Raw genomic sequence first — 16,190 nt, forward strand, 5'->3', positions numbered from 1 at the left:
ATAACATAGGGAGTTAAGCATATATTGCTAGCTCCTTATTCTATAAAAGGGGTGTCTATTTATGTCAAGTAATCAACTAGCAGAATACGATTTACCTGAACTAGCGATTCATTTGCAGCCTCATGGCGCAGTTATGATAGATAGAAAATCAATGTATTATTTTAGATTGAGTGGAAGAGGGGCTCAGCTTGCATTTTTATTATCTAAGAATAAAGACGTGAGCAAAACTGCTCGTATCTGGGAAATCGTTAAAAAGGAAGAGCTAACAGCTGATCAGTTGCGTGAAGAATTGAGTGCCCATCCTTTTACAGAAGCTTGGACACAAGGGTTATTGAATCAACCTATTCAATTTACAGGATCTTTACAGTCCTATTTGCCAATTAGCTGTACTCTCCAATTAACAAACGCTTGTAACTTAGGTTGTTCCTTTTGTTATGCTAGTTCCGGTAAGCCCTATCCTGAAGAATTAACATGTTCCCAGTGGATTAATGTGATGCAAAAACTAGCTGCGCAAGGTGTGGCTGATGTCACTTTAACAGGGGGAGAAGCCAAACTCATAAAAGGTTTCAAAGAAATTGTGATGGTTGCGAGTTCATTATTTACGAACGTAAACGTTTTTAGCAATGGCTTAAACTGGAGACAAGAAGAAGTGGAATTACTCAGTCATCTAGGAAATGTATCTGTACAAATTAGTATTGACGGTACGAGCGACACTCATAATTCCTTAAGGGGAAGGAAAGGTGCTTTTCAGGAAAGTATGGAAACCATCCAGCGGTTAACAGAAGTGAATGTTCCTGTAATTGTTGCAATGACCATCAATGAAATGAACGCTGATCAAGTAGCAGAGGTTGTTGATCATTGTGCAAAAGCAAATGCCTCCATTTTCCGTGCTGGTAAGACATTATCAGTAGGACGTGCTACAAAGAATTTTAAAGCGCTAGAAACTTCGTTTGAGCAGCGTGTTCAAAGCCAGTTACAGCAGGCACGTTCTAAGTGGGGACACCATTTGAATATAATCGATTGGGAGCATGAAGAGAGTTCTTTTACAACTGATTTTTGTACACCGGGTTATTTGGCTTGGTATATAAGGGCAGACGGTTATGTGACACCTTGTCAATTAGAGGATATTCCTTTAGGTCACATTCTAACGGATTCTTTTTCTGATATTGGTTCACCAACACGTCTATTGAAATTGAAATGTGAAGCGAAAAACTGTAAATGTATAGGGAAAGTTGAACTAACTGAGCCAGATCTCCCCTTTGAAAATGAAATGAGAGCAGGCATCGCTCATGAATAGTATGACTTTTATTTTGTGGTCAGGTCTTGGAGTGATAGGGCTCTTCCTGTTTGCGAAGTATAGAGTGTCAACAATAGAATCAAACCTTTTAGATAAAATTGAGGCAAGAAAAGTTGGTATCGATTTTATTAGAGAGTTTGTGGGCATAGACGTGGAAGCTTGGGAGGTATATTCAGTCTATTGGTATGATCATGAAACAGTGAATAAGTTACATCATTTAGGTTTACTTAAAAAAAATCGACATATACTTCATGAAATGGGATTGGTTGAGTCTTGGCGTGTTCGTTTTGTTCACCAAAACCAATCATTCGTGATAGGAGTAAACGCTAAAAGGGAAGTGACTTTTTTTTATGCAGATGTAAGGCAAACTTCATTATCTAAAAAAGACGGTCAGATTTCACTAGAAGGTTTAAAAGATCAATTGACTTGTTCTTCAAAGGGGTTATGGGCTAAGACAAAACCAACTGGTTCTGGTTCAAAAGAAGAGGATTTTCGTGAAATTAAAACATATTGGTATCTTGCTGAAAAGGAAGATATCCGACTTAAGGTAACAGTTGAAATGCAATCTGGTGTGATCACTTATATCGGCACGGATACAGAGATTTTAACGGATCAGATGAATAAAGTAATAAGAGATGAACAAGTTGAGTCTACTTTTGGTCTCTCAGGTATGTTAGGATCAGCTGCTGCGATGATCATGGCTATATTAGTTTTAGTTTTAATGAATGTTCAAATTCACCTCACATTAAGTCTTATGCTGGGTTTCATGATTGTACTAGTGCAATCTCTCACAATTAAGGAGGATATACAGTTAACGATAGTAAATGCTTACGATGCTAGGATGAGTGTTCAAACTGTTAAATTACTTGGTATACTCTCTACTTTGTTTGCAGGATTATTGACAGGATTTGTAGTATTTATATGTTCATTGGCAGGAGGCGCTCTTGCGAATGAATTAGAAATGAAATTTTTAGATGAAATCGTTGGACAAACTTTTATTGGTCTTAGCGCTGGGTTAATTAGTCTAGGCATCACATCACTGGTCTTTTACCTGTTAGAGAGAATGAATAAATTACGTATTTCTCCGGAACTATCAAATAGAAGTATGTTTTTATCTGGATTTACTTTAAGACAAGGGCTTAATATGAGTCTGCAAAGTTCTATTGGGGAAGAAGTAATATACCGACTCTTAATGATTTCTCTTATATTTTGGTTTAGTGGGAGTGCGATATTGTCCATTTTAATATCATCTTTTTTATGGGCAATTATGCATCAGGTCACTGGGTATGATCCAAGATGGATTCGCTGGGCGCATCTTTTTGTTTTTGGATGTTTTCTTGGTTTTCTTTATATGCATTATGGATTTATTTGTGTACTGGCGGCACATTTTATTCACAATTTTGTGCTTGTTTGTATGCCCTTATGGCAATTTAAACTTCAAAGATATCTACATACCAAAAAGCCTCAGCATACATCACTCTAATAAAAGGGAGAGATTTGATGCCATTTATGGAGGTTCAGAATGTAAGCAAACGATATAGCAATGGTGATGGGATAGAGGGCCTTTCATTTTCCATTGAAGCAGGGGAGGTTGTGGCACTGCTTGGGCCTAATGGTGCGGGGAAGACGACAACCATTCGATGTTTAACAGGTCTCTATCAACCTGATCAAGGGGAAATACTCATAGAGGGATTTCCTCCTGGTCATTCCCATGTCCAAAAACAAGTAGCTCTTATTCCAGATCAGCCATATTTGTACCCAGATTTAACGGTTGCTGAACATGTTCAATTCCGTGCGAGGGGCTATCATAAAGGTTTAAAACAGATCAAAGAAAAGGTATTTGAGGCGTTGAAAGAAGTACATATCGAAATGAAGATGAACGAATTGTGTGGAAGGCTTTCAAGAGGTCAAAAACAGCGTGTCGTCTTAGCAGGGGCCATTGTGCAAGATGCCTCCCTTTTTATTTTAGATGAGCCGACTGTTGGGTTAGACATCCCTTCTAAACAATGGCTGTCAGATTGGCTGATACAGAAGAGTCTTCAAGGTGGTTCGGTTCTTGTGTCCACTCATAGTCTGGAGTTTGTGCTAGATACGGCAAGCAGGGTGATATTGATTCGAGACGGTGCCATCATGAAAAGTATCGCTGTTCCTAAGCGGCAGGAAGAACAAATGAAGTGGCGGGCAGAAGTCATTCAACTTCTAGGGGAGTGGTCTAGTGAATAACACGCTTTCCCTTTTATGGATGAAATCCCAAAGGCGCTTGATCAGTAAAAATCAAGAAAAGAAAATGCCCTTTCTGATCTTGCTACTTATGATGGCTGCCATCGGTTTTCAGCTGAGCGCAGTCTCAAGCATGGGCGATTGGAATGCAAGTACAGCTGGATGGATCATTGTCGTTTTATTTGTTCTTTATACTGGCTTTGGCTTGTTTTCGAATCGATTGCCTAGTCAGATGAACGATATCATGTGGTTGTATGGAAGTGGTGCTTCCTTATGGACGGTTGTGATGAGTGTATGGGTATATCACATTTTTTGGCGATGTGCTCTTCTCATTGTTTCTGCTGTGATGGCTGATATTCTCCTTCTTTGTTTAACGAAGCAGTACTTTTTTCTACTTGGTAAATCACTCCTGTTAACAGCGCTGTTATGTATGATCGAAACATGGATGATTGCGGTATCTTGTGCAAGAACCATTCAAGTATATAAGCGAGTGCTCTTCATTGGTTTTATACTGATGTTTGGTTGTCTTTCATTGCTTATTATGAATCAATTGATATTGAAACAGTCGTCAATGATGGAGATATCTGCTTCTTTGATGTATCAAGTCGGACACATGATAGTGGAGTTTTCATTCATTTCTGTATTGATATTACTTGGAGTGATGATTTTATCTTTCATGATGATGTACAGGTCGAGTCATCGTATAGAGATGATGGAGTCGTTAGTCAAAGAGGCGGCATTTTGGGAGGAATTTGAGGGGAAACAGGTTCATGTAAATCCAATAAGTCCAAAGAAAAGCAAGACGTGGTGGGGGCTTTCATCATTAACGGGCATCTGGGCTTTCCTTTGGCTAGAAATATTGATGATCAAAAAGTATGCTACCTTCCACCTGTTATCTACCATGCTGTTGATCGGTACTTACTATGTCGTTAGTTCTTATTTTTCAGATTGGTTGACTCTATTCTTTCTGGTCATTGGTGCATCTGTCCTGCTCAGTTCATATTACGCGGGGATTGTAAGACACGGGCAAACGGGAATGCTGTATCTTTTTCCGGGTGCTTTATATCAAAAAATTCTTCTATTGGAAGTGTTTCAAACCCTTTGGTTGTATGGTGTCTACTTAATTTCTCTTATCTTGTTAGAGATTCATGATGTATTGTATTGGGCCATTTATGGCGTAGGGGTATATATTTGGTTTTTGACTATACGGCTCTTTGCCTTTACGCAGCCTTTGAGACGAGAAGCGAGTCTTTCTTTGGGCATCTATTATCGATCATTGCTCATCGGATCTGTCATAAGTGGTGCGGTCATTATTGGGATTCATCTATTCACTAATGGCTGGTTTACAACGATGACATGTGTATTTGCTGGATGTGTATGTTATGTGATTTGTTATCGATGCCGCGGGACTCATTAAAAAGAGGAGTTGATTGTCATGAAACCAGAAGATAAGCTATCCCAATCGGTTCAACGTTTAGTCAATACCAATGAAGTAACGATCGTTCAAGCCATGGGGGAGTTAAGGAAATCAGGAAAAGAGGCAGTGCCAGTGCTTGTTGAAGCCTTAAAAGAAGAGGGTTCTTTGCGGAATATTGCAGCAGCGGTTCTTGGTGAATTTGGAGCAGATGCAGGGGATGCAGCAGAAGCTCTTGCTGAACTGTTAGAAAGTGAAGAAGAGGAGACAAGAATGGCGGCTGCGATCTCACTCATGAGAATTGGTCAGCCTAGTTTGCCATTTCTTCTGTCTTTGGCAAAGCGTTATGAGGGTCCTACTTGTTTTTGGGCGTCGTGGTGTATCTCTTGGATTGACCCATCAAAAATCGAAAAAAATATGTACGAGTGCCTAAAACAGGAACAAGAGAATCCATCAGGAAATGTGGCCCCTTTTGCCGCAGAAGAGGCACTAGGAAAAATCATCGCTTTTCAATTAAAAGAAAAGGGGGATGAGTAGTGGAAACGCAAATACTTAAATGGCCTGAGCACCTTCCTTGGATTCATTCTTCACAGCAGCGGTGTTTACCTGAAGGGCATACTCAGCTTCTTTATTTTTGGTCAGTTAACTGTCCGCATTGTGAAGAATTAACCGACCACATTCTACATAGTGTGGATCAGTTGAGTATCCATTTAACCTGTGTCCATGTTCCATATACGGAAGAAGAAAAATCGATAGAGGTTGTTTCGAAATATGCGGAGGAAAAGAATCTCATTGCTCCCATTGTGTTGGATCAAGATTATGAGATTGTCACAAAATATAAAATTCAAGGATTGCCAAGTTTTTGCCTCATAGATAAAGAGGGACAATTAATTGATCGGAAAATGGGAGATACCGGCTGGGAAAAGATATTAAAAAAACTAGAAAAACGATCATAATTAGAGTTATGGAGGGGAGCGTTTTGTTTCAATCAAACCAAGAATTGAAAAAAACGGTGGTCTTTTATGCAGGTGTGGGAGCTGTTTTGCTGATTCTCATGATGTTGAAATGGCTGCCGGTTTCTGCAGACTGGGAGTTGCCGTTAATTTTGTTTGGATTGGGGATTTTGTTTTATGTGAAGCGTGTGCTTTTTAAAGAAGAAAAAGATCATAAGGCATAAGTTTTCTACCGAGGTGATCTAGAAAGGTACAGTTGATGAAAGGTAAGTAATAAAAGGTTGGATGTTGAATCCAACCTTTTATTACTTCCCGTATTGAGTTTAAAATAAGGGAATGCTTTTATATTCTCAGAGCAGTGTTTGAATCAAATTTTAAAAATCCAATGTCCTCCATGTATTTGAAATAGCGTTTGATTAAATGATCATCCATAGGGGGATAGGTCATTCCATGTGCTTGGAGAACCGTTTGAGTATTTGTTGAGTCAAAGTGCGCCATGTTTTCGTATAGTTCCCAGACTGTTTTGTCTTGTTCTACCTTTTCAGTGAGCATTGGAAGAAATGGCGTAAGGGCGTTGTCTGCGTTTTGATCGCTTGCTTGAATGAGAGCTTCTACCCAAGCGTTATATGCTTTCTTTTCTAATGGATAGCCTATTTCTTCTGTTATTTTTTGGAAAAAATCACTTAATTCCATGCTTTCTTCTTGAGGTGGAACGAGGTGATAGGCTTTGCCGTAGTTGGCTGGATCCTTGCATATGGTTGTAATGGCTTTTGAAACAAAGTCGACGGGTACGAATTCTTTTCGTTGATTCGGTAGCTCACCGTAAGCCTTTAATTGGATGCATCCTTTGATTAGTCTCGCCATGTAATCCTCTGTATTATGAACGCCTGTTTGACTGTCGCCCATGATGAAGCCGGGGCGAAGGACTGTGATCGGCACGCCACGTTTTTTTGCTTCCCACATGATTTTTTCTGCCACCCATTTACTTTGAGAGTACCCAATGTCCTTTTCTACAATAGGAAGATAAGCATCGATGGATGTATCTTCAAAAAGAACGGTCGTGCCATCTAGATACCCGGCAGGTCCGAATATGGCAATGGTCGATAAGAAATGAACAGGCTTTACCTGTTCTGTGCAGGCGAGTTTGATGATATTTTCTGTGCCGGTGACATTTGTATCCTTGTGCATGTGATAGGGCTGAACGTAATTGACTTTTGCTCCATTATGATAGATGGCATCAATGGTTTGGGCGAGTTGTTGAAATTCCTCTGTTGAGAGCCCTAGTTGAGGCTTGTCCAAGTAACCTACAATCGGTTTTAGTTGTTTCAGATAATGTTCGTCCCATAGGTGATATTTCTCCATATTTACTTGTATTCTCTGTCTTGCGTGCTGTTTGTCTCTTGCTCTGATCACACAATAGATTTGGATGGAGGGATTCATTCGAACAAGCTCTTTAATGAGATAAGCGCCTAGAAAGCCGGTTGCTCCTGTTAATAACACGGCATTCTGCTTAAAGGATTTAGAATCGAATAGGTGCTTTGGCTGAATCTTTTCATCTAAAAATCCCTCTGATGTGAGCTGTTGTTTCGGCTCAGGTGTTTGATTTTGTAGCATACGATGAACTTGTTGAATCGTAGGATGTTCATAAAGGGTGCTGGCAGGTAGTTCAACGTGTAATGTTTCCTGCATACGCATTAAGGTTTTGGCGGCAAGGATGGAGTTTCCTCCTAAGTCGAAGAAGTGATCGTTTGTGCCAATGGGCTCTACCTTTAATAGGTCTGTCCATATTTCACAGAGTGCTTCTTCGGTTTGATTGGTTGGTGCGACATATTCAGTTTGCAGTTTGGGTCTGTCGAAATGATATCTTGGTAGTGCTTTTCGATCGACTTTTCCATTTGTGGTCGTAGGGAAGTTTGTCAATAGAACATAATGTGCAGGGCGCATGAAATCAGGGAATGTTTTCTTTGCATAAGTTTGAATGGTATATAGATCCCATGTCTTTTTGTTGGATGGAATGATGTATGCAATGATGCGTTTATCCCCAGGTATAACTTCTGTGGCTGTCACCAAACAGGATTTAACACTTGGGTGCTGGATCAACACATGCTCAATCTCGCTAAGCTCAATACGAAAGCCTCTAATTTTGACTTGGTCATCCTTTCTACCAATATATTCAATCAGCCCATCAGGTTGTTGTCGAACAAGATCCCCTGTTTTGTAATAGGTTCTTCCATCCCGTTCGATGAAACGTTCCTTTGTTAGGTTTTCTCTTCGCCAGTAGCCTAATGCTAGTCCATCTCCTGAAGTGATGAGTTCCCCTATTTGTCCTTGAGAGACAGATTCACCTTGTTCATTTGTGATGTCAATGATGGTTCCTGCTACAGGTCTGCCAATTGGTATACTGACGAGATCATCCCAGGTGTCTGGCAGTTGAAAGGTTGTTGTGAAGATTGTATTTTCTGTCGGGCCATAGCCATTAATGATGGTCGTATGTGGGAGCTCTTTTAATGCTTGATGAACGACTTGAGGAGACATGACATCTCCGCCAGAGACGATGTATTTAACTGTTTTGATATCGTTCAGGTGTGACTCCATCATCAAGTTGAACAATCCAGTAGTTAAAAAAAGAATGGATACATCATAATTTTTAATGGTTTGACTGACGAGTTCAGGAGTCAGTTTTCCAAAAGGCGGAATAGCAAGTGTCGCTCCATTTAATAAAGCGGACCATATTTCAAATGTAGAGGAATCAAAAGAGATGGGAGATAGTAATGCTAACGTATCAGAAGAATCAACGGGCAGAAAGGAAGGGTTATGCGTTAGGTGCATGATACATCTATGTGTAATGACAACACCTTTTGGTTTTCCTGTTGTACCAGAGGTATACATGATATAAGCGGCATCAGAAGGTTTGACATCAAAAGACGGGTTTGACGTTGATTGTGTAAGGATGAGATGTTTTTCTTTATCTAAGTAGATAGTAGGAATAGGCAAGGAGGTTATGCTTTGAGTGACATGTGATGTTGTGAGTAAAAACGATAGTTCGGCATCTTCAACCATAAATTGAATACGTTCACTAGGGTAATTTATATCTATAGGCACATAAACGGCTCCTATTTTGGTGATAGCGAGAATAGAGACAATCAATTGTGGTGATCTTTCTAAGGCTAGGCCAATATGAGAAGCTTTCGTTACGCCCATTTTGATAAGGTAATTGGCGAACTGGTTACTTTGTTTCTCAAGTTCAGCATATGTGATGTTCTGATGGTTGCAAGCTAAAGCTGGATGATGCGGCGTGTGAGTGGCGTGGTGTCTCATGATATCACATAAATTTTGATCATTCATGATGATATTCCCCCTCTAGAATTTGATAGATTAGGAATGTTATTCCTAAATCCACCCAAAGTGTATATGAAGAAATATTCATTGTCAATGAAGGTCATATTAACAATGAAATGTAAAATTTATATAATAATTGAAATAATATGCAGATATATTGTCCTATTTAGAGATAAAATGTATGGGACCCTCGGCTTTTTCCTTGAATGAGCGTTTTGATGATCAAGAGGAGATGAAAATAGGGGGAAATTGAATCATAAGATAGGCTGGATTCACTGATAGGATGAAAGATCACTTTTTTATTAGAAATATATATACTATTTCGAAAAATATTTGGTAAAATATACAGGTATATCTTAAATTTGTTATATATTGTTTAAGGAGCTGTCGTGTTGAAGGGATCTAGGGTTGAGTTTATTGATAGTTTACGTGGTTTTAGTTTATTAGGTATTTTGATAGTGAATATGCTTAATTTTCAATATGATTATGATTTTGAGAAGATGTTTGATCCGAGCATATGGGGACAGGAGTTTGGGGTATATGTGACGGAAATCTTGTTCCAAGGGTCATTTTATCCGATTTTCTCCTTTTTGTTTGGGTATTCTTTTATCAAACTGATTGAATCTACAAAGGCCAAGGGGCTGAATACGAATGCCATCGTCGTTCGCCGTGGCTTTGGTCTTATTGTGCTTGGGATGTTGCATTACATATTCATTTGGAATGGTGATATTCTCTTATATTATGGAGCATGTATGTTTTTCTTGATGATGTTTTTAAGCAGCCGGATCAAAACAATGCTGATTTGGTCAGGTGTGTTAGGTGCTTTGTCATTAGTTGTTTTACCATATCTGATGACCTTTGTTTATGGAAATGATGATTTATTAACTGATGTGTATGCGAAGGGTGCATACGGTGATATTTTATTGAGCCGGGTGACGATTGAAGACGATATGATGATTGTGACCATTATTATGGCGATCGTGACCATTACGTTGATGCCGATCTTAGGTTTTCTATTCGGTACGATTATGGTGGGGCCATTTGCACTGCTTGGCATGGCCATTGGGAAAAAAGGTCATCTGACAGAAGAAGATCGAGGAATGGCGTATCGTAAAGGCTGGATCTGGATGATTTTGATCGGGCTCGCTTTAAAATGTGCGACGTTTATTGATGCCCCTTGGAGTGAAATGGTGCTGACGTTAGGAGCCTATGTCCTGACGATCGGTTATATTCAAGCTTTTATTGTCTTTTACTATTCAAAGGCTGCACAAGGGTTAAAACGTCTGCTTGCAGGACTTGGCCGATTGTCTTTATCAAACTATTTAGCACAATCTATTATTTGTACAACGATTTTCTATTCTTACGGACTTGGGTTATTCGGACAAATGGGCTCAATGTTTGGACTGATACTTGCTGTTGGATTATACACAGCTCAGCTGTTCATCAGCTATCTCTATTTGAAAAAGTGGAGAAGAGGGCCTGTGGAATGGCTTATGGGAAAATGGGTATATTGGAGATAAGTTGATTTGTTGAGGAACCGCATGGCTGAAGAGCTGTGCGGTTTTTTTAGTTGGATCGCATTCAAAAAAGTTCATAAAAGCAGTTGAATATTTTTTCAATGTGTATATAATGTATATATAGTTTATATACAATTTTTCATTGCGAATACCAGTACAGAAAAAAGAGGTTTTTTATATGCAAATTACGATTTCTAACCATTCTAAGGAGCCTATCTATGAGCAGATTACGACGCAAATCAAATCGTTGATCTTAACGGGGGAGCTTGCAGAAGGTGCAGCCCTGCCGTCTATCCGAAAGCTGGCGAAGGATTTACAAATCAGCGTCATCACAACAAAACGTGCATATGAAGAGTTAGAGAAGGCAGGATTTATTTATTCGATTGTCGGTAAGGGGTCATTTGTTGCCGAGCAAAACCTAGAGGTCATGAGAGAGAAAAAATTGAAGGTGATTGAGGAACAGCTTGGAGCGGTTGTTACAAACGGCAAGGAATTAGGCTTATCTGTTGATGAATTGCAGCAGTTATTAAAGTTCTTGTATGAGGAGTGAGATGAGTGGAGCATGTGATTGAATTCAAAGGAGTATCAAAACGGTTCAAAGACTTTTCTGTGCAGAATCTCGATTTACAGGTCAAAAAGGGCTTTGTTACTGGGTTTATTGGAGAAAATGGAGCCGGTAAGTCGACCACGATTAAAATGATCATGAATTTGTTAAAACCAGATTCTGGTGAGATTAAAATTTTTGGATTAGATTATCACACGCATGAAAAAGAAATAAAGGAACGAATCGGGTTTGTTTACGACGCCAATGTGTTTTTTCCAGGGCTGAACTTAAAGGACATCAAACGTATTGTGGCACCTGCCTATAAACGCTGGGATGATAGGCTATTTTATCAATATATTGAACAGTTTGGCTTGCCGCTTCATAAAGCGATTAAAACATTTTCAAAAGGGATGCAGATGAAGGCATCGCTTGCGATTGCGCTGTCGCACCATGCAGAGCTGATTATTATGGATGAACCAACTGCTGGGCTAGATCCGGTCTTTAGAAGAGAGCTGCTCGGCACGTTACAAGAATTGATGATTGATGGAAATCGAACGATTTTTTTCTCAACGCATATGACGACTGATTTAGACCGGATTGCGGATTATATTGCGTTTATACAAAATGGAAGATTAGTCTTTCAACAGTCGATTCATGAGGTGGCGGAGAATTATGCGCTGGTGAAGGGGAGCCTGGATTTGCTGGATCGAGATACAGAAAAGGCGTTTATCCATATTCAGCGTACGGCAGCCGGATTTGAAGCATTAACAGATCGGATTGATGAGGTGAAACTTATTTTTGGGGATGCTGTTGTGATTGAACCGGCGTCGCTTGAGGATATCATGTTTTATTTGAAAGGCGGGGTTGCGCATGTTTCATTTAATTAAGCGTGATGTGATTTTGCAAAAGAAGCAGTTACTTATTTTTATTCCGTTTATCTTATTTTTCATTTTCATGGATGTCCATCCAGTATTAACGTTTCTAGTCGCTAGTGTCTTCATTCCATTTAACACATATGCTTATGATGAGAAGGCAGAAACGAATATTCTATTAAATTCCTTGCCCTATACACGTAAAGAAATTATCGCATCACGTTATCTTGGCGCCATTTTCTATATGAGTATTGCGATCGTGCTGACAAGTGCTGCATTATTTGTGTTTGGGAAGCTGTTTTCGCTGTCAGATATTGCGATTGGCAGCGGGTTGTTTTTATTGTTCGCAGCATGTACGTTTCCATTGTTTTATATCTTAAAGCCTGGTTATATCACAACGGCAGTGATCATTGGCTTTATCGTATTATCTGCTATGGGACCGCCTGTTGTTCTCTATTTAGCAGAGCAATTCAGTGGGATCACTGATTTTATCATGAATTTATCGATCCCTATTGTATATACGGGGTCAACTGTACTGATTATGCTCATCTACTTGCTATCTTGGGGACTTTCTACTGCGATTTACCAGAGGAAAGTGTTTTAAATCAGATGATCACATCATTTATAGAGAATCATTCATTTTGAGGTAGGCCTTTCAAAATGGATGATTCTTTTTTGCATCCGGTGAAATTGACATCCTGCAGAAAACAGGTTATTGTTATTTAACATAATGTTAATTATTTTTAACATTATGTTAAATAAAACATCCTTTAAGAAAGGAATCTGAAATGGAAATTAAAAATAGAATGAAAGTATTACGGGCAGAAAAAGACTGGACACAAAAGGATTTGGCAGAGAAGTTAGGTGTGACTCGTCAAACTGTGGCAGCGATTGAAAATGGTAAATATTCTTTGTCTTTAAAACTAGCATTTCAAATTGCGAGAACATTTGAAGTTGATTTATATGACGTTTTTCAAGAGGTCGACAAGGAGGAACAACAGCGATGATGACAACGATCATACTTTATTCTCTGATTATCCTTTCTATCTTAAGTACGGTCTTTCAATTTAAGAAAAGCCGTGAATATAAACAGGATGAACGGGGTCAATTTATTTTAGCGAAAGCTGGAAGTTTTTCAATTGTAGGTGTGGCATTAGCCTATATATTGGTGGCTGTCATTCAAGCTTTTGTTCATGAATTATCATCTCCAACGGAATGGTTTTATATAGCGATTACGTTTATGTATGTATCAAGTGTTTGCGCAAATACAATTGGCATTATCTATTGTGAAAGAAAATACTAATCTTTCATCTGCGGATGCAAGCTAGGGTACTTCATCATGAAGGGAAGAAAAAATAATGAAAAAATTACTGAAAATAATGCTGATTGTTCTATGTACCATTCTGACTGTCTTGGTTGTATTTGTAGCAAGTGTTTATGTTGTTAATCTAATTAGTAAGGAAAGAGAACAGGGGAAAATAGAAGCTTATGGGCAAAAGGTCTTGGTGGATGGGAAGCAGATGAATGTGCTCATTCAAGGCGATGGGAAAGAAACGATTGTCCTTCTCCCAGGCTATGGAACTGCTTCACCCGTGCTTGATTTTAAACCGTTAGTCAAGGAGTTATCGCCATATTATAGAGTCGTTGTGATTGAACCGTTTGGTTATGGTTTAAGTGACGACACAGATAAAGTAAGGACAAGTCAAAACATTGCGGATGAGATTCATGAATGTTTGCAAAAACTCAACATTAAAAAATATACGCTGATGGGTCATTCGATTGCTGGCATTTATGGATTAGAATATGTGAATCAATATGAAAAAGAAGTCCAAGCCTTTGTCGGCATTGATACGAGTGTTCCTAAACAGGAAACGGATGAATTGCCAGTTTCTAGCTTGCAGCTGCTCAATCAATCTGGCTTTTACAGATTGTTATTGAAAGTGAATCCAGATCAACTGGTGATGCCTAACGTGGATCAACAAACGAAAGATCAAATCAAAATGCTGACCTTTCGAAATTTCTTGAATGAAAGCCAAGCGAGTGAGGCGGAAAATTTCACAAATAACTTTAAAAATGCAGAGCGTTTACATTTTCCTAAGCGTCTCCCTGTTGTTTTCTACCTAGCAGATCAAACGGAGGAAGAAACACCAAGCTGGAAACCAATGCATGAAGAGCTGATGAAAAATGTAGACCACGGAAAAGTCGTTACTTTTAAAGGCGGCCATTATTTGCATCATACGAAATCAAAAGAAATCGCAGATGATGTGAGGGGGTTTCTATCGAACAACGAGCGCTCACGTTAGCGTTCTTCCCCCTCTGCTTCTGTTTGAGTTGAACAGATGAAACATCGCAATTTTGATCAAAACGAGTGAACTGATTTGTTTTATGATCAAGAAGAGGTGAGGGAGATGATGTATAGTCGGGTGACGCAAGAGGTGATTTCTTATTTGGAGTCGCATTTGATGGATGAGCTGTTGCTGAGACAGGTGCCTGAGAAAGTAGGATATTCACATTTTCATTTGCTGCGTGTGTTTAAACGAGAAACCGGGCTGTCGATGGGGGAATATGTGCGGAAACGAAGATTAGCTACGGCTGCACAGCTTCTTTTGTTTACGGATCAGGGGATTTTAGACATCGCTTTTTCGTTACAATTCCAATCGCAGGAAGCCTTTACGCGTGCTTTTAAGCATCTGTATTCCTTACCTCCCGGAATGTACAGGTCCATGATGAGAGACATGCAAATGAAAAAGGAGGAAGATTCGATGACATTACATGAAGCAGTACCTGGCTGGGGTTTGAGTGGTTCACATCCGCATATGTATGAGATGGGTGTTGATACAGCAGAGTTTCATACGGGAAAGCAATCAGGTGTTTTATCATCTAAAGAAGGCGTACAAGATGGACAGTTTGCGACGATGATGCAGGGGTTTCAAGCAAAAGAGTATACAGGCAAGCGGTTGAAGCTCTCTGCTTTCTTGAAAACAGAGAATGTATCTTCAGCAGGAATTTGGATGCGGGTAGATGACGGAAAGGGTGATACGGTGCAGTTTGATAATATGCAGAATCGACCTGTGACAGATTCTACGGAATGGAATCAATATGCGATCGTATTAGATGTTCCTACGCGCAGTGAATCCATTTATTTTGGAGTGCTGCTCAGCGGTCATGGAACAGTCTGGGCTGACGGTTTTCGATTTGAGGAAGTGAATGAGAAAACACCTACGACAAATATGGCGGAGGCTTCGGCTCTGCCAGATGTGCCGATGAATTTGCATTTTGAGCTTGAGGAGACCGTGTGAGCGGTCTCAGCTCGTAGAGAAACAAAGATTCTCTACGAGTTTTTTTGATATGATCTACCTTATGGAACTGATTGAAATTAACTAATCCGTGTTACAACTTTTTTAGGTATTATAAAAGGCTACTGTGAGCTGGACCTAGTAGTAAATACTAGAATTATAGTGTGTAGACAATCTTTTTGATGAAATGATTTCGGGGTCTTTAGGTTTATTTTTTACAATGTCTCCTATTTCAAGAACGGTCTTTATTCTTATTTCCATTTTAATTGATAGATCTAGCATAATAGTATTAATTTACTAATTATAATATAATTTGTATTTAATGTTGAAATTATACAATTTAAATGACAAGATATAAATAAGGGGGAGAAAATAATCAAAGAAAAGGGGAAAACTTATGAGCTTAACAACACGTAAAAAATTATTTGGATTAGGTTTTATGTCATTAATCGCAACAGTCGCTGTAACTTCTGTTGCTTTTATGAGTATTAATCAGAACTTTTTAGTAGCGAAGCTTGGCATTGAACTAAGTACAGCTGAAAAAATTGCAGACCTTATTATGGCAGGCGGAACAATTGCATCTATTATTGGCATTGTTGGCGCAGCCACAGGTGTAGGACTTGCTCTAGCTGGAGCAATCGGTGCTTTAAAAGCAATAGCAAAGGCACAGGGAAGAAAAGCAGTTATTAACTACTAAGCTTTGTCTTCTCCCCCAATACACTATATTAGGTGATATAT

The 16,190-nt window shown here is 39.2% G+C and carries 17 protein-coding genes; 16 read left to right on the forward strand and 1 reads right to left on the reverse strand.

Annotated features, from left to right (window positions below; translation table 11 throughout):
- Positions 1 to 61 precede the first annotated feature (61 nt).
- Genes skfB through ACNO7B_RS01060 form a run of 7 tightly spaced genes read left to right on the forward strand, consistent with a single transcriptional unit; the run spans position 62 to position 6,108 of the window.
- The gene (skfB, locus tag ACNO7B_RS01030; RefSeq protein ID WP_417901050.1) at positions 62 to 1,297 is read left to right on the forward strand and encodes a sporulation killing factor system radical SAM maturase; all 1,236 of its coding nucleotides are present in this window, start codon (positions 62 to 64) and stop codon (positions 1,295 to 1,297) included.
- Positions 1,290 to 2,780 (forward strand): CPBP family intramembrane glutamic endopeptidase, encoded by a 1,491-nt coding sequence (locus ACNO7B_RS01035; RefSeq protein WP_270109821.1) that lies wholly within the window; start codon positions 1,290 to 1,292, stop codon positions 2,778 to 2,780. The genes skfB and ACNO7B_RS01035 overlap by 8 nt, the downstream gene beginning before the upstream one ends.
- Before the next feature lie 17 nt (positions 2,781 to 2,797).
- Positions 2,798 to 3,520 carry an ABC transporter ATP-binding protein gene (locus ACNO7B_RS01040; RefSeq protein ID WP_019744076.1) on the forward strand — a complete coding sequence of 241 codons (723 nt, stop codon included), beginning with the start codon at positions 2,798 to 2,800 and terminating at the stop codon, positions 3,518 to 3,520.
- On the forward strand, positions 3,513 to 4,934 hold the full coding sequence (skfF, locus tag ACNO7B_RS01045; RefSeq protein ID WP_417901051.1) for a sporulation killing factor system integral membrane protein: 1,422 nt from the start codon (positions 3,513 to 3,515) through the stop codon (positions 4,932 to 4,934). Before ACNO7B_RS01040 ends, skfF begins: the two co-directional genes overlap by 8 nt.
- Before the next feature lie 18 nt (positions 4,935 to 4,952).
- The gene (locus ACNO7B_RS01050) at positions 4,953 to 5,468 is read left to right on the forward strand and encodes a HEAT repeat domain-containing protein (protein WP_268449869.1); all 516 of its coding nucleotides are present in this window, start codon (positions 4,953 to 4,955) and stop codon (positions 5,466 to 5,468) included.
- Positions 5,468 to 5,887, forward strand: a complete 420-nt coding sequence (locus tag ACNO7B_RS01055; RefSeq protein WP_039963282.1) for a TlpA family protein disulfide reductase — start codon at positions 5,468 to 5,470, stop codon at positions 5,885 to 5,887. The genes ACNO7B_RS01050 and ACNO7B_RS01055 overlap by 1 nt, the downstream gene beginning before the upstream one ends.
- Positions 5,888 to 5,910: 23 nt before the next feature.
- Entirely contained in the window at positions 5,911 to 6,108 is a 198-nt protein-coding gene (locus ACNO7B_RS01060; protein WP_041091718.1) for a hypothetical protein, read from the forward strand.
- Between the two features lie 118 nt (positions 6,109 to 6,226).
- Here the strand turns inward: ACNO7B_RS01060 and ACNO7B_RS01065 are convergent, their stop codons facing one another.
- On the reverse strand, positions 6,227 to 9,229 hold the full coding sequence (locus ACNO7B_RS01065) for an amino acid adenylation domain-containing protein (protein WP_417901052.1): 3,003 nt from the start codon (positions 9,227 to 9,229) through the stop codon (positions 6,227 to 6,229).
- Positions 9,230 to 9,615: 386 nt separating this feature from the next.
- Between ACNO7B_RS01065 and ACNO7B_RS01070 the strand changes: the two genes are divergently transcribed.
- The 9 genes from ACNO7B_RS01070 to ACNO7B_RS01110 all read left to right on the forward strand — a co-directional run bounded on the left by ACNO7B_RS01070 (position 9,616) and on the right by ACNO7B_RS01110 (position 16,149).
- A complete protein-coding gene (locus tag ACNO7B_RS01070) occupies positions 9,616 to 10,743 on the forward strand; it encodes a DUF418 domain-containing protein (RefSeq protein WP_417901053.1) in 1,128 nt (375 codons plus the stop codon).
- A gap of 175 nt (positions 10,744 to 10,918) precedes the next feature.
- Positions 10,919 to 11,290, forward strand: a complete 372-nt coding sequence (locus ACNO7B_RS01075; protein ID WP_417901054.1) for a GntR family transcriptional regulator — start codon at positions 10,919 to 10,921, stop codon at positions 11,288 to 11,290.
- Positions 11,291 to 11,295: 5 nt separating this feature from the next.
- Positions 11,296 to 12,171: an ABC transporter ATP-binding protein gene (locus tag ACNO7B_RS01080; protein WP_417901055.1), complete on the forward strand. Its 876-nt coding sequence runs from the start codon at positions 11,296 to 11,298 to the stop codon at positions 12,169 to 12,171.
- Positions 12,155 to 12,760, forward strand: coding sequence for an ABC-2 transporter permease (locus ACNO7B_RS01085; RefSeq protein ID WP_008343909.1), 606 nt, complete (start codon positions 12,155 to 12,157; stop codon positions 12,758 to 12,760). Before ACNO7B_RS01080 ends, ACNO7B_RS01085 begins: the two co-directional genes overlap by 17 nt.
- Positions 12,761 to 12,944: 184 nt before the next feature.
- Positions 12,945 to 13,163: a helix-turn-helix transcriptional regulator gene (locus tag ACNO7B_RS01090; protein WP_017358703.1), complete on the forward strand. Its 219-nt coding sequence runs from the start codon at positions 12,945 to 12,947 to the stop codon at positions 13,161 to 13,163.
- Positions 13,160 to 13,459, forward strand: a complete 300-nt coding sequence (locus ACNO7B_RS01095) for a hypothetical protein (RefSeq protein ID WP_017366494.1) — start codon at positions 13,160 to 13,162, stop codon at positions 13,457 to 13,459. Before ACNO7B_RS01090 ends, ACNO7B_RS01095 begins: the two co-directional genes overlap by 4 nt.
- A gap of 55 nt (positions 13,460 to 13,514) precedes the next feature.
- Positions 13,515 to 14,459 (forward strand): alpha/beta fold hydrolase, encoded by a 945-nt coding sequence (locus tag ACNO7B_RS01100; RefSeq protein WP_410685385.1) that lies wholly within the window; start codon positions 13,515 to 13,517, stop codon positions 14,457 to 14,459.
- 105 nt (positions 14,460 to 14,564) lie between these two features.
- Positions 14,565 to 15,455: a helix-turn-helix domain-containing protein gene (locus ACNO7B_RS01105; protein ID WP_410685386.1), complete on the forward strand. Its 891-nt coding sequence runs from the start codon at positions 14,565 to 14,567 to the stop codon at positions 15,453 to 15,455.
- 394 nt (positions 15,456 to 15,849) lie between these two features.
- Positions 15,850 to 16,149, forward strand: a complete 300-nt coding sequence (locus tag ACNO7B_RS01110; RefSeq protein ID WP_017366497.1) for a circular bacteriocin, circularin A/uberolysin family — start codon at positions 15,850 to 15,852, stop codon at positions 16,147 to 16,149.
- The last annotated feature ends 41 nt before the right edge of the window (positions 16,150 to 16,190 follow it).

It is taken from the genome of Bacillus sp. AK25 (assembly GCF_048270685.1).
Taxonomy (GTDB): Bacteria; Bacillota; Bacilli; order Bacillales; family Bacillaceae; genus Bacillus; species Bacillus altitudinis.

Coding starts and splice junctions, on each gene's coding strand:
- skfB (WP_417901050.1), top strand. CDS start 62: ATGTCAAGTAATCAACTAGCAGAATACGATTTACCTGAACTAGCGATT.
- ACNO7B_RS01035 (WP_270109821.1), top strand. CDS start 1,290: ATGAATAGTATGACTTTTATTTTGTGGTCAGGTCTTGGAGTGATAGGG.
- ACNO7B_RS01040 (WP_019744076.1), top strand. CDS start 2,798: ATGCCATTTATGGAGGTTCAGAATGTAAGCAAACGATATAGCAATGGT.
- ACNO7B_RS01050 (WP_268449869.1), top strand. CDS start 4,953: ATGAAACCAGAAGATAAGCTATCCCAATCGGTTCAACGTTTAGTCAAT.
- ACNO7B_RS01065 (WP_417901052.1), bottom strand. CDS start 9,229: ATGAATGATCAAAATTTATGTGATATCATGAGACACCACGCCACTCAC.
- ACNO7B_RS01075 (WP_417901054.1), top strand. CDS start 10,919: ATGCAAATTACGATTTCTAACCATTCTAAGGAGCCTATCTATGAGCAG.
- ACNO7B_RS01085 (WP_008343909.1), top strand. CDS start 12,155: ATGTTTCATTTAATTAAGCGTGATGTGATTTTGCAAAAGAAGCAGTTA.
- ACNO7B_RS01090 (WP_017358703.1), top strand. CDS start 12,945: ATGGAAATTAAAAATAGAATGAAAGTATTACGGGCAGAAAAAGACTGG.
- ACNO7B_RS01095 (WP_017366494.1), top strand. CDS start 13,160: ATGATGACAACGATCATACTTTATTCTCTGATTATCCTTTCTATCTTA.
- ACNO7B_RS01100 (WP_410685385.1), top strand. CDS start 13,515: ATGAAAAAATTACTGAAAATAATGCTGATTGTTCTATGTACCATTCTG.
- ACNO7B_RS01105 (WP_410685386.1), top strand. CDS start 14,565: ATGATGTATAGTCGGGTGACGCAAGAGGTGATTTCTTATTTGGAGTCG.
- ACNO7B_RS01110 (WP_017366497.1), top strand. CDS start 15,850: ATGAGCTTAACAACACGTAAAAAATTATTTGGATTAGGTTTTATGTCA.